Origin of the sequence: Frigoribacterium sp. Leaf8 (assembly GCF_001421165.1) — a bacterium.
In the GTDB taxonomy this organism is placed as follows: Bacteria; Actinomycetota; Actinomycetes; order Actinomycetales; family Microbacteriaceae; genus Frigoribacterium.
This window is the reverse complement of sequence record NZ_LMKB01000006.1, coordinates 220,352-233,424: the sequence shown is the minus strand read 5'-3', so window position 1 is coordinate 233,424 and position 13,073 is coordinate 220,352. Positions and strand designations below refer to the sequence as shown.

The following is a 13,073-nucleotide window of genomic DNA, read 5'->3' as shown; positions in this document are numbered from 1 at the left end:
CGAGGGTGGTCTTGGTGATGTTCTTGCGAGTGAAAGCGTTCATGGTGAAGCTCCTTGTCAGTTAGTCCCGGTGGGGATGTACGGGGTTCGCCACCGGGCCCGAAAAGGATTGGAACGCATCATCTTCGTTACCCGGCCGTGACCTCCACCGCCGCGTGCGGCTTCACCCGGCGAGGAACTCGTCGGTGTCGTCGGCGATCCGAGTCGACTGCGTGTGGTGCAGGTAGTGGTCTCCGTCGAGCTGGACGACCTGGCCGCGGTCGACGCTCGCCGCCTGCTTCTCGTGCAGCTCGAGCCAGCCGTCGTCGTCGGTGCCGTCCTGCACCACGAAGAGAAGGACCGGCAGGTCCGCCGGGAACGTCCGTCCGCTGACCGAGGCGACGTTGCTCGCGGTGTGGTCCATCTCGTCGAGCAGGGTCGTGGCGGTCGCGTTCTTCGTGGTGAGGAAGCGCATCTGTTCTTTCGTGCCCTCGTCGTAGGGCAGTCCGGCGTAGGCGTCGCCGGCGAGTGCGCTCGCCACGCGGAGCAGACCCAGGCCGCGAAGCGTGGTCAGTCCGTCGGTCGGCACGGGGTCGTCCGTGCCGGGCTGGTCGGGGACGCTGCTGTCGATCCCGATGAACGCCGTGAGTTCGTCCCCGAAGAGCCTGCTGTACTCGAGGGCGTAGACGCCCGAGATCGAGTGCCCCATGAGCGCGTAGCGGTCGATGCCCAGTCGGCGGAGCGCCTCGTGCACCTCGCCCGCGATGTTCTCCGCCGTGCGGGGGGAGTCGGTCTGGTCGCTCAGCCCGGTGCCGAACGGCTCCACGGCGACGACGCGATGGGTGTCGTCGAGCTCGGAGATCAGTGGCTGGAAGTCCAGGCCGGGTGCCGCCGTCCCGAGGCCCGGAAGCAGGACGATCGTGTCCGCGCCGGACCCGCTGACGACGACGTTCATCTCCCTCCCGTCGACGGACACGAGCTCGCCGTACGAGGTGATGGCGGCCAGCTCCGACCCCGTGGCGACGACGTCGACGATCGACGTGGTCGCCAGCGTCAGGACGGGCAGGGCCACGAGGGCGCCGACGGTCCGCAGGGTCACCTTGAGGGTTGTACGCACGGGGTCCTCTCTCCGGGCGTCCGGGTCGGGTCCGGACGCTCCTCCGGAAGCACACCAGAGGGTGACGTCCTCGAGAAGTGCCGAGGCGTCACCACATCCCGTGACGGATGTCATCACCGGCCGTTCCCGCCCTCGCGGGTCGTCGCCCTCCGTTATTTTCGTGGGGTGATGAACTCTCGTGGCTCCCGTTCCCCCGACGGTCGCGGACGGACGGGCCTCGACCTCACCGGCCGCGACCTCGCCCGCAACCCCGACGTCGTGGTCCGCGACGTCGAGGTGACCTCGGACGGCTGGCACGTGCTCCGCCGCACCACCTTCGACGTGCGCGGTCGCGACGGGCGGTGGTCGACCCAGCAGCGCGAGACGTACGACCGCGGCAACGGGGCGACGATCCTCCTGTTCGACCCGAGGCGGGGGACGGTGCTCCTGACCCGGCAGTTCCGGTTCCCCGCCTACGTGAACGACCATCCCGACGGGATGCTGGTCGAGACCGCCGCGGGACTCCTCGACGAGGACGATCCCGAGACCGCGATCCGCCGAGAGACGCGCGAAGAACTCGGGGTCGAGGTGGGCGGGTTGATCCACGTGTTCGACGCCTACATGAGCCCGGGGTCGGTGACCGAGCGCGTGCACTTCTACGCCGCCACGTACTCGGTGGCCGACCGCACCGGTGACGGGGGTGGCGTCGAGGAGGAAGGGGAGGACATCGAGGTCCTCGAGCTGCCGTTCCGGGACGCCCTCCAGATGATCGCCGACGGGCGCATCGTGGACGGCAAGACGATCATGCTGCTCCAGTGGGCCGCCCTGAACCCGGGCCGCCTCGACCTCCGGTCCTGAGCGGGCGGCCGCGGGTGGTCCGGATCACGTGTTCGGGAGCCACTCCCGGATCGTGGCCGCGACCAGATCGAGGTGCGACTCGAGCAGGAAGTGTCCACCGTCGACGAGCTCGACGCGAGCGTCGGGGGAGTCGCGGGTGAACGCACCCGCACCGGTGGCATCGAAGATCTCGTCGTTGCGGCCCCAGATCGCGAGGACCGGGACGCGGGAGGCGCGGAGCCAGGAGTGCACGGCGGGGTACAGGGTGCGGTTGGTGGCGTAGTCGCGGAAGAGCGCCAGTTGGACGTCGTCCTGTCCCGGTCGGGCGAGGAGCGCGAGGTCGTGCTCCCAGGCATCGGGGTCGACGGACGTGGGGTCCGGTACACCGTGGGTGTACTGCCACTCGACCGCCTCGCGGCCCAGGGCAGGCCGGAGCGCGTCGCGCGTCTCGGGTGTCCGTTCGGCGGCGTCGGCCCAGATCGGGTCCCAGAAGCTCGGCACGAAGCCTTCTTCGTACGCGTTGCCGTTCTGCGAGACGACGGCGGTCACCGCGTCGGGCTCGGCCAGCGCGAGGCGCCACCCGACGGGGGCGCCGTAGTCCTGCACGTAGATCGCGTACCGCGCGACGCCGATGATCGACAGGAAACGACCGGTCACCCGCGCCAGGGCCTCGAAGGTGTAGTCGAACTCGTCGACCGACGGGGCGGAGGAGCGGCCGAAACCGATGTGGTCGGGGGCGATGACGCGATATCGGTCGGCCAGTGCGGGGATGAGGTGGCGGAACATGTGCGAGCTCGTGGGGTAGCCGTGCAAGAGGACGAGGACGGGCGCGTCGGCGGGCCCGGCGTCGCGGTAGAAGACGTCGAGCCCGTCGACGGAGGCGGTGCGGTGGTGGACGGTGTGCATGTCTAACCCCTTTGGATTGTTTTAGTGGTTATTCCGACGGTAGCATGGTCGAGATGCGCCGGACGGTGCGAGAGAGCGGGGAGACGTGCTGCGTGACGAAGAGCTGCTGCTGGCCGTGCTGAACAGCGCACCGGTGGTCGAGGGCATCCCGACGGACGCCCTCGAGGGCGCGGCAGGGCGAGATCTGGCGCGGACCTGGGGTGGTACCGGCTCCTCGGGCGAGGTCGCCCAGCTCCGGCGCGTGCGGGAGGCCCTGCACGCCGTCGTCCGCGGTGGTGACGACGGGGCCGTCGGCGAGCTCGCCGACGTCATGGACCGGGCCGTGCAGATCCCCCGGACGACCCGGGACGGCGTCGTCTGGGAGCTCCGGGTCGCCGATGACGACCGCCTCGCCGCCGAAGCCGTGTCGGCGTGGTCGAGCGTGACCTCGCGGCTCCCCGGGCGCCTCCGGGCCTGCGCGAACGACGAGTGCAACCTCTTCCTGGTGGACCACAGCCGTCCGGGCAGTGCGAAGTGGTGCTCCATGGCGACCTGCGGCAACCGGATGAAGGCGCGGACGCACGCACGCCGCGTGAAGGACTGAGCGCGCCTCCTCGGGGCCGCTCGGCGTAGCGTCGTCCGGGTGGATGCTCCGGCCCTCGGCGCATCCCTCGATCGAGGGAGCGCGTCATGAAGGTCGTCATCACGGGATCACGAGGCAAGGTCGGCCGTGCCGCCGTCCGCCGGTTCGTCGAGGCCGGGCACGACGTCCTCGGCGTCGACCTCGTCCGGCCCGTCTTCGACACGGGCGTCGACGAGCCCGGCCGGTACGTCATGGGCGACCTGACCGACGCGGGGACCGCCTTCTCGGTCGTCGCGGGGGCCGACGTCGTCGTCCACGTCGCGGCCATCCCGCAGCCCACCGCGAACCCGGCCCACGTCGTGTTCCACACCAACCTGATGTCCACGTTCAACCTGGTCGAGGCGGCCGTACGGTTCGGCGTGCCCCGCTTCGTCAACGTGTCGAGCGAGAGCATCGTGGGCAACTTCTTCCCCGAACGGCCCTTCCTGCCCGACTACGTGCCGGTCGACGAGGAGCACCCCCTCCACCCGCAGGACCCCTACGCCCTCTCGAAGGCGTTCGGCGAACAGCTGATGGACGCCGCCGTCCGCCGCTCCGACCTGCGCGCGATCTCGATCCGCCCGAGTACCGTCCACGACGACGACAACTACGAGGCCAACCTCGGCCCTCAGGTGCGCGAGGCCGACCCCGACAGTGCGAACTTCGGCAGCTACGTCGACGCCGACGACCTCGCCGACGCCCTCCTGCTCGCCGCAGAGTCCGACCTGCCGGGTCACGAGGTGTTCTACATCGCAGCAGCCGACAACGCCGGCGGCCACGACTTCGCCGCCACGCTCCGTCAGCACCACGGCGACCGGATCGAGTTGCGCGAACTCACCCGGGCCGACGCGTCGGGCATCTCGACCGCCAAGGCGGCCCGCATGCTCGGCTGGAGGGCGACGCGCTCCTGGCGAGACCACCTCGACGCCGAGGGTCACGCCCTGCCGAAGGCCTGACCGCCGACGAGCGTCAGAGCAGCTCGGCCAGCAGGGCGAAGGTGCGGTCGGTTGCCTCGAGGTGCCTGTCGTGGTGGACGCAGGGCGGACGACGGATCCGCCAGGCATGTCACCATGGGGCGTACGCCGACCCGACCGAGCCGACGCACGCACGAACGCACGAGAAGGGCACGATCATGGCCGACGCCGGGTTCAGCAAAGAAGAGAAGGCCGCCATGAAGCAGCGCGCCGCCGAACTGCGGGCCGAGGCGAAGCGCCAGAAGCTGGCCGACAAGTCGGCCGCCGAGGCGCAGGACGCCGCGGACGCCATCGCGGCCATGACCGACGTCGAACGACCGATCGCCCAGATGGTGCACGAGGTCGTCGCCGAGCACGCTCCGAACCTCGCCCCCAAGACCTGGTACGGCTTCCCCGCCTACGCCGGGGAGGACGGCAAGGCCGTCGTGTTCTTCCAGCCCGGCGCCAAGTTCGGCACGCGCTACTCGACCCTCGGGTTCCAGGACGGTGCCCGGCTCGACGACGGCACGCTCTGGGCCACCTCGTACGCGGTGACCGGCGCCGACGACGCGACCCGCGCCTCCGTCGCCGCCCTCGTCCGGAAGGCCGCCGGACTCTGACGCCGGCCGGGGTCGGCGCTATGATCGACCCCACAACACACGGGAGTCCGGTGAGCCGGGCTGAGAGGAAGCGAACCACGCTTCGACCGTCGAACCTGATCTGGGTCATGCCAGCGCAGGGAGGAGAAGAACAGATGTCCACGTCCACGCCCGAAAACCGTTCCACGGCGGCTCGCGACAGCTCGACCGGCTTCACGCCGAAGGCCCGCACCACCCCGACCCGCCGGTGGCGGGTCGTCGACATCGTCGTCGCCAGCGTCATCGGCGTCGCCGCCGGCGTCGTCTTCTGGGCCTGGGGCCTGGCCTACACGCCCATCGACAGCGTCCTGAGCTTCTCGGGCGGCTTCGAGGGCATCCTCAACGGCGGATGGCTCTTCGCCGGCGTCCTGGGCGGCATCGTCATCCGCAAGCCCGGGGCCGCCGTCTACACCGAGGTCGTCGCGGCGGTCGTCTCGATGCTGATCGGGACCCAGTGGGGCTTCTCGGTGCTCATCTGGGGCATCGTCCAGGGCCTGGGCGCCGAGATCGTGCTCGCGGTCTTCCTCTACAAGTCGTGGCGGATCGGCACGGTTCTGCTCGCGGGTGCCGTCGCCGGCCTCGCCGTCGGCCTGATGGACACGAGCTTCGCCTCGGCCGCCGCCTACGCCGCCGGTTCGAAGACGATCTACGTCGTGACCTCGGTCGTCTCGGGCACCGTCATCGCCGGCCTGCTCTCGTGGCTCGCGGCCCGCGGCCTCGCCCGCACGGGCGCACTCTCGCGGTTCGCCTCGGGACGCTCGGCGGACGCCCGGATCTAGGCGCGCCTCCTCGTGGTCCTTCCCGTGAGCGGAACGAGCGGCGGACGACCGGCGGTGGACGCGGGTGCCCGCGTCACCGCCCGGGGCTGGGGGTGGCGGCACGCCGGTCGTCGCCTGCCCGCCGTCTCGCAGCTCGACCTCGACGTCGCCCCCGGTGAGCGCGTGCTGCTGCTCGGCGCGTCCGGCGCCGGCAAGTCGACGCTGCTCGCCGGCCTCGCCGGGGTGCTGGGCGGAGACGACGAGGGCGACGAGGCCGGCGACCTGCTGGTGGACGGCCGCGCCCCCGCCGAGCAGCGCGGCCGGGTCGGCCTCGTCCTGCAGGACCCCGACTCGCAGGTCGTCCTCGCCCGCGTGGGCGACGACGTCGCGTTCGGCTGCGAGAACCTCGGCGTGCCCCGCGACGAGATCTGGCGCCGCGTCGGGCACGCCCTCGACGCCGTCGGGCTCGACCTGCCGCCGTCCGCGTCCACGTCCGAGCTGAGCGGCGGCCAGAAGCAGAGACTGGCGCTCGCCGGGGCCCTCGCCATGCGTCCTGGCCTGCTGCTCCTCGACGAGCCGACGGCCAACCTCGACCCCGAGGGCGTCGTCGAGGTGCGCGACGCCGTGGCCCGCGTCGTCGCCGACACCGGGGCGACGCTGGTCGTCGTCGAGCACCGCGTGTCGGTCTGGCTGCCCGTCGTCGACCGCGTCGTCGTGCTCGACTCCGGTGGGGGAGTCCTGGCCGACGGTCGCCCCGACGACGTCCTGCGTGCCGAACGCGACCGCCTCGTCGCCGCCGGGGTCTGGGTGCCCGGCGCCGCGCCTCCTGCGCCCGTCCGGTCGCGCACGACCGGTGACCGGTTGGTGACGGCGTCGGGTCTCGACGTGGGGCACAAGGGGCCCAAGGGCCGCGCGGTGGCCACGGGCATCGACCTCACGGTCGTCGAGGGGCGGGCGCTCGCGGTGACCGGCACGAACGGCTCGGGCAAGTCCACGCTCGCCCTCACCGTCGCGGGGCTGCTCGCCCCCGTCGCCGGAGTCCTCGAGGCGACGCCGTCGTTCGCCGACGGCGCCGGTCCGTCTCCGATCCGATGGAAGCCCCGACAGCTTCTCACCCGCGTCGGCACCGTCTTCCAGGACCCGGAGCACCAGTTCCTGACGGCGACCGTCCGTCGTGAGCTGGCGGTGGGTCCGGAGGCGCTGGGCGCGTCCCCGACCGAGGTCGCGTCGCGCGTCGACCACCTCCTCGACCGCCTGCGGCTCGACCACCTCGCCGGTGCGAACCCGTTCACGCTCTCGGGCGGCGAGAAGCGCCGGCTCTCGGTCGCGACCGTGCTCGCCTCGCGCCCGTCGGTGCTCGTGCTCGACGAACCGACCTTCGGGCAGGACGCCCGCACCTGGCACGAGCTCGTGGTCCTGCTGGCCGACCTGCTCGACGAGGGCCGCGCGGTCGTCGCCGTGACCCACGACGCCGAGTTCGTGGCGGCCCTCGCCGACGACGTGCTCGACCTGAGCGCCCACGCCCGCCACCCCGACCCCGTCGAGGCGCGTCGATGAGCGTGCTCACCCCGGTCGTGGCGACCGGCGTGGTCGGGCGTGTCAACCCGGTCGCGAAGCTGCTCGCCGCCGTCGTCCTCGCGCTCGCCCTCCTGCTGTCGATCGACTGGGTCTCGGCCGGCACCGCTCTGCTGCTCGAGGGGCTGTTGCTGCCCTTCGCCGGTCTGTCGGCCCGACAGCTGCTCGCCCGCACGGCGCCGCTCTGGATCGCCGCCCCGACGTCGCTCGTCGCCATCGCCCTCTACGGACGCGACGGCGGGGCGTCGGTGGTCGAGTGGGGGTTCCTCTCGGTGACCGAGGGGTCGCTGGCCCTCGCCGGCGCGATCGGCCTGCGCATCCTCGCCGTCGGCGTGCCGGGCATCGTGCTGTTCGCGACGACCGACCCGACCGACCTGGCCGACGGTCTCGGGCAGGTGTTGCGGCTGCCGGCGCGTTTCGTGCTGGGGGGACTCGCCGGGTTGCGTCTGGTCGGGCTGTTCATGGACGACTGGCGCCAGCTCGCGTTGGCCCGACGTGCCCGGGGCGTCGCGGACTCGGGCGGTCCGATCGGTGCGCTGCGGCGGTTCGGGCAGCAGGCGTTCGCGTTGCTCGTGCTGTCGGTCCGACGCGGCAGCAAGCTCGCCACCGCCATGGAGGCCAAGGGCTTCGGCAGCGACGCCCCGCGCACCTGGGCGCGTCCGTCGTCGTTCGGCCTGCGGGACGTCGTCCTCGTCGCCATCGGCGTCGTCATCGCCGCCACCTCGGTGACCGCGGCCGTCCTGGCCGGCACGTGGGAGTTCGTCCTTGCCTGAGCACGTCGTCGTCGACGAGGCCGTCGACGTCCTGCTCCGCCGAGCCGAGGAGGCGCGGGTCGGCTCGCGTCGCCTGGTCCTGTTGATCGACGGCCGCTCCGGTTCGGGCAAGACCACGCTCGGCCGTGCGGTGGCCGCCGCGTGGCCCGACGACCGGCTGGGCCCTGCACGGCTCGTGCACCTCGACGACGTCTACCCGGGCTGGTACGGGCTCGAGGCGGCGTCCCGGGCGCTCGAGACGTCCATCCTGTCGCCGGTCGCTCCGGGATGGCAGCGGTGGGACTGGGAGCACGACCGCGCGGGGACGTGGGAGGTGCTCGACCCGGCCGTCTCGCTGATCGTCGAAGGGGCCGGGGCGGTGACCCGCGCCTCCTCGTCGCTCGCCGACGTCCGCGTCTGGCTGGAGCTCGACGCGGACACCCGTCGGCGACGGGCCCTCGACCGCGACGGTGCCGCCTTCGAACCGTGGTGGGACGTCTGGGCCGCTCAGGAGGATCGGCACCTCGCGCGCTCGTCGCCCCGGGAGCTCGCCGACGTGGTCGTCTCGGCCGGGTGGTCGCCGACCTCAGAGCACGCCCCGGGCTTTGAGCAGGTCGCCCAGGACGGGTGACACGGCGAGTGCGAACGCGGTCGTGAGGTGGACGCGATCCTCTTTCACGGGGACGTCGCCGACGAACGCCGGACAGAGGTCGCTGACGCAGGTCAGCACACGCAGGTCGACCAGCACGCCGCCGATCGACTCGAGCACGTCCTGATCGGCGGCCGCGCGGTCGATCCAGGTACGGGACGTCCGGGAGATGCAGTCGACGGGGCTGCCCCCGCGCCGGAAGCACGACGCGATGTCGGCGTCGTCCGGCGGCGGAGTGAGGACGACGACGGACCCCGCGGCCTCGGCCAGGCGCCGGGCGTAGGCGCCGAAGCCCTCGGACCACCGATCGGGCGTGATCGTGCCGCCTCCGTCCTCGGAGAGCGTCTGGTACGAGTTGGTCACGAGGACGACGTCGGGGTGCGTCTCGTCGATCAGGGCGAGGGTCTCGTCGTTGTGCGCCCGGCAGGACTCGAGGATGCCCGTGACGTCGTTCTGGACGCGGATGTCGACGAACGGGCAGGCGAACTTGGCCCGGTTGACGAGGGTGAAGCCGCTCTCGGCCGACTCGGCCAGCGGGACGAGGGCGTCGAGGTGGTGCATCGCCGTCGAGTCCCCGACGAGCACCACGGTGGTGCTCGCCGAGGGAGAGGTCCACGAGCAGTCGTCCGGGGTGAGGCCCTGGGCCTCGGCGTCGCCGCAGGCGAGGTGCGGGCTGCCGGTTCGCGTCCCGTCGAGGACCGACTCGATGCTCGGGTCGAGCTCGGGCCACGAGGTCGCCGACAGCGCCCTGCCCACCTCGCCGGACCACTCGTCGACCGACGGGACGTCGAGGCCGTCGAGGCCGTCCGTCCCGCCGGGCTCGCCGGGCCCGCCGGTCGTCCCCCCTGCGGCGCCGTCGGTCGCCGCGGAGGGCAGGACGGGGGGAGCGGCGGCGGGGCGGACGGCGTCCACGGCGAGGGCGGTGGCCGTGAGGGCGGCCACCGCGAGCAGCGCAGCACCTCCGCGCCGGTAGGTCGATCGATGGTCTCGTCTCCACCGTCGCCAGGCGTGCCCGGGCGGGGCCGGCTCGAGCAGGGGCGAGGTGATGAGCGGCCGTTCGACCAAGTGGTAGGTCAGGGCGGACAGGACGAGGGTGGACACGAGGACGGCCGGCCAGAGCCGGGCCGGTTCGTCGCCGAGCAACGACGTGCCGACGACCAGGGCGACGAAGTGCCAGAGGTAGATCGAGTACGAGAGGTCTCCCACGATCATCACGGGCCGGCCGGCGAGGGGCCCGAGCCACGGTGTGCCGGCGCACCCCGTGCCCGAGGCGAGGACGAGCAGCGTGGCCGCCACGGGCAGCAGGGCGCCGGGGGCCGGGAACGGGACGGTGCTCGTCGTGACCCAGGCCGAGGCCACGACGCCGACGATTCCGACCCACGCCAGGGCCGGACGGAGGACGGCGGGGAGCCGGGTCATCGCGGGGGCCGCCGTCGCGAGGAGCGCTCCGAGGGCGAGCTCCCATGCGCGGGTCAGGCTCGAGAAGTAGGCGACGGTCGGCGACGTCGTGGACTGGTGCCAGGCCCACGCCAGCGATCCGAGCACGAGCACCAGCAGCAGGACCCCCAGGGCGACCCTCGGGACGGTCGGCCCCTTCCGTCGCCGGGCGACGGCGACCGCGGCGACGACCACGACGGGCCAGACCAGGTAGAACTGCTCCTCGACGGCGAGGGACCAGTAGTGCTGGAAGGGCGACTCGGGGCCCTGGGCGGCGAAGTAGTCGGTCCCGGTGGCGGCGAAGTGCCAGTTCGCGAGGGACGCGACGGACCAGAGCGCGTCGATCGCCGCCGACGCCCCACGGGACGAGCCGACGACGAGCCAGGTGGCCGCCGTGCCCAGGACGAGCACCAGGACGCTCGCCGGCACGATGCGGCGGATGCGTCGTCGCCAGAAGGCCGCGATCGAGATCCGTCCGTGACGATCGGCCTCGCGCAGCAGGAGCCCCGTGATCAAGAACCCCGACACGACGAAGAACACGTCGACCCCGACGAATCCACCGGCGGGCCGCCCCGTGACGTGTTCGAGGACCACCATCGTCACGGCGAGGGCCCGGAGGGCCTGGACGTCGAGACGGTGGGCGGGGGCGGGACGGCGAGAGGCGATGTTCTGGTCGATGGTGTGCACCCGATCTTCTGACGACATGTGGTGAGGCATATATTACCCACGCTCGTGTACCCTGCCGTCATGACCGATCCACTCGACCAGACGCCGATCCGATCGCGTCGCGGTTTCCTGCTCGTCGGTGCGGCGGGCATCGCGGCGGCCGGTGCCGCGGCCGTCGCCCCCGGCGCCCGTGCCGCTCGCGCCGACGACGGGCCGGCCTCCGACGGGCCGCCTGCCGACGGTTCCGGGGCGGCGCCGGCTGCGGAGGTCGGGACGTCGGACGACCGCACGGGGGTCGACGTCCGTGACCACGGTGCCGTCGGCGACGGTCTGACGGACGACACCGCCGCCTTCGCCGCGGCCGTCGAGGCGGCCAGGGTGGTCCGGGGGCGTGTGCTCGTCCCGGCGGGCACCTACGTCGTCGACTCCGTCACGGTGCCCCTGTTGGTCTCGATCCAGGGCACGGGGGCCGATGTCAGTCGCTACGGGGCCTCGACCGACGGTGGCGTCACCATCCGGCACCTCGCCCGTTCGACGAGGCCGATGGTCGTCGTCGACGGGAACGGTGTCACGCTCGAGGGGCTGACCCTGCAGGGCAACGGCTCGGCGGCACCCCTCGTCCAGGTCGTGAACGGGTTCGAGTCGCGCTTCGACAGGGTGCAGTTGGCCGGCGTGGCCGGAACGGCCCTCCTCGTCGAGCGCGTCAACAACAACCTCTGGTCGGACCTCTTCGTCAACAACTGCGGGTCGGCCGACGCGGCCGCGGTCGTCGTGCGGTCACCGGCGTCGGGTGGGTCGAACACGAACACGTTCACCTGCGTGAACCTGCACATCGAGGGCAGTGCGAACGTCGCCCTCGATCTCGCCTGGGGTTCGACCGCCGAGTACTTCGTCGAGTTCGTGAGGCTGATCGCCCCGCACATCGAGACGTTGCAGCGGGCTGGATCGGGCGGTGACGCGACCGTGCGCATCGGCAACGTCCGGCAGATCGAGTTCGTCGCCCCGACGATCTACGGTGGCCCGGGTCCCCTGATCGAGCACGACGAGAGGCGACGTCGTGGCGTCGACATCGACGGCGGCATCCGACTGCTCGGCGGTGCCCTGCTCGGCGCGGACCCTGCCCAGGTCGGAGCGTCGACCGTGCTGGTGCGGCTGACCAAGGGCGACGACTTCGCCCTGGTGGGCACCCGTCTCGGTCGCTTCACGCAGGCAGGGGTCGAGTTGGGGGCCGGGTACGGCTCGCGGTTCGCCGTCGATCCGACGACACGGATCGCCACGACCGGCTCGGCCGTCGACGTCGTCGACCGACGCGAGGTCGAGGCTCGGCCGCTCTGGGCCTGGGGTGGCGACCTCGCGGTGGGACGTCGGTTGCTGGGTGCCCTCGGTGGCCCCTCTCCCGTGGCGTCGGCCATGGGGCGGAACGGCGACGGCGCCCCGGCTCCCACCCTGTCGGGTTCCGATCTGAGGGGAACGGTCGGCTTCGGTTCGGGTCGGGCCCGTCGTCCCGGCACGCAGGTGCGGGTCCGCTATTCGAAGCCCTTCACCACGGCGCCGGTGGTCTCGATCTGTCCGGCGTCGAACACGGCTGCGTCGGCCCAGTTCTTCGTCGTCTCGCGACCCGACGCCTTCGACGTCGAGATGGTCGGTGACCTCGAGGAGGGCCTCCCGGCCGACGCCTACCGGTTCACGTACCAGATCATCGGCTGACGGCGGCCTCCGTCAGGCCCAGCCGAGTTCGTGCAGTTGGTGGTCGTCGATCCCGTAGAAGTGGGCGATCTCGTGGACGAGCGTGACGTGGATCTCGTCGGCGAGCTGGTCGAGGTCGTCCACGGCGGCGAGGTGCGGTTCGCGGTAGAGGATGATCCGGTCGGGTAGTTCGCCGAAGCCGTACTGTCCACGCTCGGTCAGGGCGACGCCGTCGTAGAGGCCGAGCAGGTCGAGCGTGCCGTCCTCGGGGCGGTCTTCCGTGACGAACACGACGTTGTCGAGCCCGTCGACCATGTCGTCGGGCAGCAGATCGAGTTGGTCGACCACCATCGCGTCGAACGCCTCCGCGCTCACCTCCGCCGGGTCGATGCCTGCTGCCGGTCGTTCGTCGGCATCCAGCGCGTCGTCGCCGTTCTCGGGGGAGTCGTCCACCCTCTCACTCTCGCACGCCCACACGGCCTGTCGCTGGACGCGGCCCCATGCCCGTGACGAGCGCAGCGATGCGGCAACCCGCCAGGC

The 13,073-nt window shown here is 72.0% G+C and carries 13 protein-coding genes and 1 riboswitch; of the genes, 9 read left to right on the top strand and 4 right to left on the bottom strand.

What is annotated here, in order from left to right; all coding sequences use genetic code 11:
- Positions 1–163 precede the first annotated feature (163 nt).
- Entirely contained in the window at positions 164–1,096 is a 933-nt protein-coding gene (locus ASL10_RS12650; protein WP_056048485.1) for an alpha/beta fold hydrolase, read from the bottom strand.
- Positions 1,097–1,264: 168 nt separating this feature from the next.
- On the opposite strand from ASL10_RS12650, the gene ASL10_RS12645 reads away from it, so the two are divergent.
- On the top strand, positions 1,265–1,933 hold the full coding sequence (locus tag ASL10_RS12645; protein WP_056048482.1) for an NUDIX domain-containing protein: 669 nt from the start codon (positions 1,265–1,267) through the stop codon (positions 1,931–1,933).
- A 24-nt stretch (positions 1,934–1,957) separates the two neighbouring features.
- Here ASL10_RS12645 and ASL10_RS12640 read toward each other — a convergent pair whose 3' ends face one another.
- Complete coding sequence (locus tag ASL10_RS12640; protein ID WP_056048477.1) at positions 1,958–2,818, bottom strand: alpha/beta fold hydrolase; 861 nt, start codon at positions 2,816–2,818, stop codon at positions 1,958–1,960.
- An 85-nt stretch (positions 2,819–2,903) separates the two neighbouring features.
- On the opposite strand from ASL10_RS12640, the gene ASL10_RS12635 reads away from it, so the two are divergent.
- From ASL10_RS12635 to ASL10_RS12605, 7 genes are all read left to right on the top strand, one after another.
- On the top strand, positions 2,904–3,401 hold the full coding sequence (locus tag ASL10_RS12635) for a CGNR zinc finger domain-containing protein (protein ID WP_056048475.1): 498 nt from the start codon (positions 2,904–2,906) through the stop codon (positions 3,399–3,401).
- An 86-nt stretch (positions 3,402–3,487) separates the two neighbouring features.
- Positions 3,488–4,375, top strand: a complete 888-nt coding sequence (locus ASL10_RS12630) for an NAD(P)-dependent oxidoreductase (protein ID WP_056048473.1) — start codon at positions 3,488–3,490, stop codon at positions 4,373–4,375.
- Between the two features lie 176 nt (positions 4,376–4,551).
- Positions 4,552–4,992 (top strand): hypothetical protein, encoded by a 441-nt coding sequence (locus tag ASL10_RS12625; RefSeq protein ID WP_056048470.1) that lies wholly within the window; start codon positions 4,552–4,554, stop codon positions 4,990–4,992.
- 30 nt (positions 4,993–5,022) lie between these two features.
- Positions 5,023–5,131, top strand: a riboswitch (TPP riboswitch).
- Complete coding sequence (locus ASL10_RS12620; RefSeq protein WP_056048467.1) at positions 5,127–5,789, top strand: ECF transporter S component; 663 nt, start codon at positions 5,127–5,129, stop codon at positions 5,787–5,789. It overlaps the preceding riboswitch by 5 nt.
- A 24-nt stretch (positions 5,790–5,813) precedes the next feature.
- The gene (locus ASL10_RS12615; RefSeq protein WP_056048465.1) at positions 5,814–7,325 is read left to right on the top strand and encodes an ABC transporter ATP-binding protein; all 1,512 of its coding nucleotides are present in this window, start codon (positions 5,814–5,816) and stop codon (positions 7,323–7,325) included.
- Complete coding sequence (locus tag ASL10_RS12610; protein WP_056048462.1) at positions 7,322–8,116, top strand: energy-coupling factor transporter transmembrane protein EcfT; 795 nt, start codon at positions 7,322–7,324, stop codon at positions 8,114–8,116. The genes ASL10_RS12615 and ASL10_RS12610 overlap by 4 nt, the downstream gene beginning before the upstream one ends.
- A complete protein-coding gene (locus ASL10_RS12605) occupies positions 8,109–8,726 on the top strand; it encodes an ATP-binding protein (RefSeq protein WP_235452813.1) in 618 nt (205 codons plus the stop codon). The genes ASL10_RS12610 and ASL10_RS12605 overlap by 8 nt, the downstream gene beginning before the upstream one ends.
- Here ASL10_RS12605 and ASL10_RS12600 read toward each other — a convergent pair.
- Positions 8,682–10,886 carry an acyltransferase family protein gene (locus tag ASL10_RS12600; RefSeq protein ID WP_162234615.1) on the bottom strand — a complete coding sequence of 735 codons (2,205 nt, stop codon included), beginning with the start codon at positions 10,884–10,886 and terminating at the stop codon, positions 8,682–8,684. The two genes, ASL10_RS12605 and ASL10_RS12600, sit on opposite strands and share 45 nt — an antisense overlap.
- A gap of 42 nt (positions 10,887–10,928) precedes the next feature.
- Between ASL10_RS12600 and ASL10_RS12595 the strand changes: the two genes are divergently transcribed.
- Entirely contained in the window at positions 10,929–12,554 is a 1,626-nt protein-coding gene (locus ASL10_RS12595) for a glycosyl hydrolase family 28-related protein (RefSeq protein ID WP_148053716.1), read from the top strand.
- A gap of 12 nt (positions 12,555–12,566) precedes the next feature.
- On the opposite strand, the gene ASL10_RS12590 is transcribed toward ASL10_RS12595, so the two are convergent.
- Positions 12,567–12,884, bottom strand: a complete 318-nt coding sequence (locus tag ASL10_RS12590) for a metallopeptidase family protein (RefSeq protein ID WP_056049129.1) — start codon at positions 12,882–12,884, stop codon at positions 12,567–12,569.
- Between the last annotated feature and the right edge of the window lie 189 nt (positions 12,885–13,073).

Bases quoted from the DNA above. Each gene is read 5' to 3' on its own strand.
- ASL10_RS12590 (WP_056049129.1), bottom strand. From the start codon at position 12,884: ATGGTGGTCGACCAACTCGATCTGCTGCCCGACGACATGGTCGACGGG.
- ASL10_RS12600 (WP_162234615.1), bottom strand. From the start codon at position 10,886: ATGTCGTCAGAAGATCGGGTGCACACCATCGACCAGAACATCGCCTCT.
- ASL10_RS12640 (WP_056048477.1), bottom strand. From the start codon at position 2,818: ATGCACACCGTCCACCACCGCACCGCCTCCGTCGACGGGCTCGACGTC.
- ASL10_RS12620 (WP_056048467.1), top strand. From the start codon at position 5,127: ATGTCCACGTCCACGCCCGAAAACCGTTCCACGGCGGCTCGCGACAGC.
- ASL10_RS12625 (WP_056048470.1), top strand. From the start codon at position 4,552: ATGGCCGACGCCGGGTTCAGCAAAGAAGAGAAGGCCGCCATGAAGCAG.
- ASL10_RS12645 (WP_056048482.1), top strand. From the start codon at position 1,265: ATGAACTCTCGTGGCTCCCGTTCCCCCGACGGTCGCGGACGGACGGGC.
- ASL10_RS12610 (WP_056048462.1), top strand. From the start codon at position 7,322: ATGAGCGTGCTCACCCCGGTCGTGGCGACCGGCGTGGTCGGGCGTGTC.
- ASL10_RS12630 (WP_056048473.1), top strand. From the start codon at position 3,488: ATGAAGGTCGTCATCACGGGATCACGAGGCAAGGTCGGCCGTGCCGCC.
- ASL10_RS12595 (WP_148053716.1), top strand. From the start codon at position 10,929: ATGACCGATCCACTCGACCAGACGCCGATCCGATCGCGTCGCGGTTTC.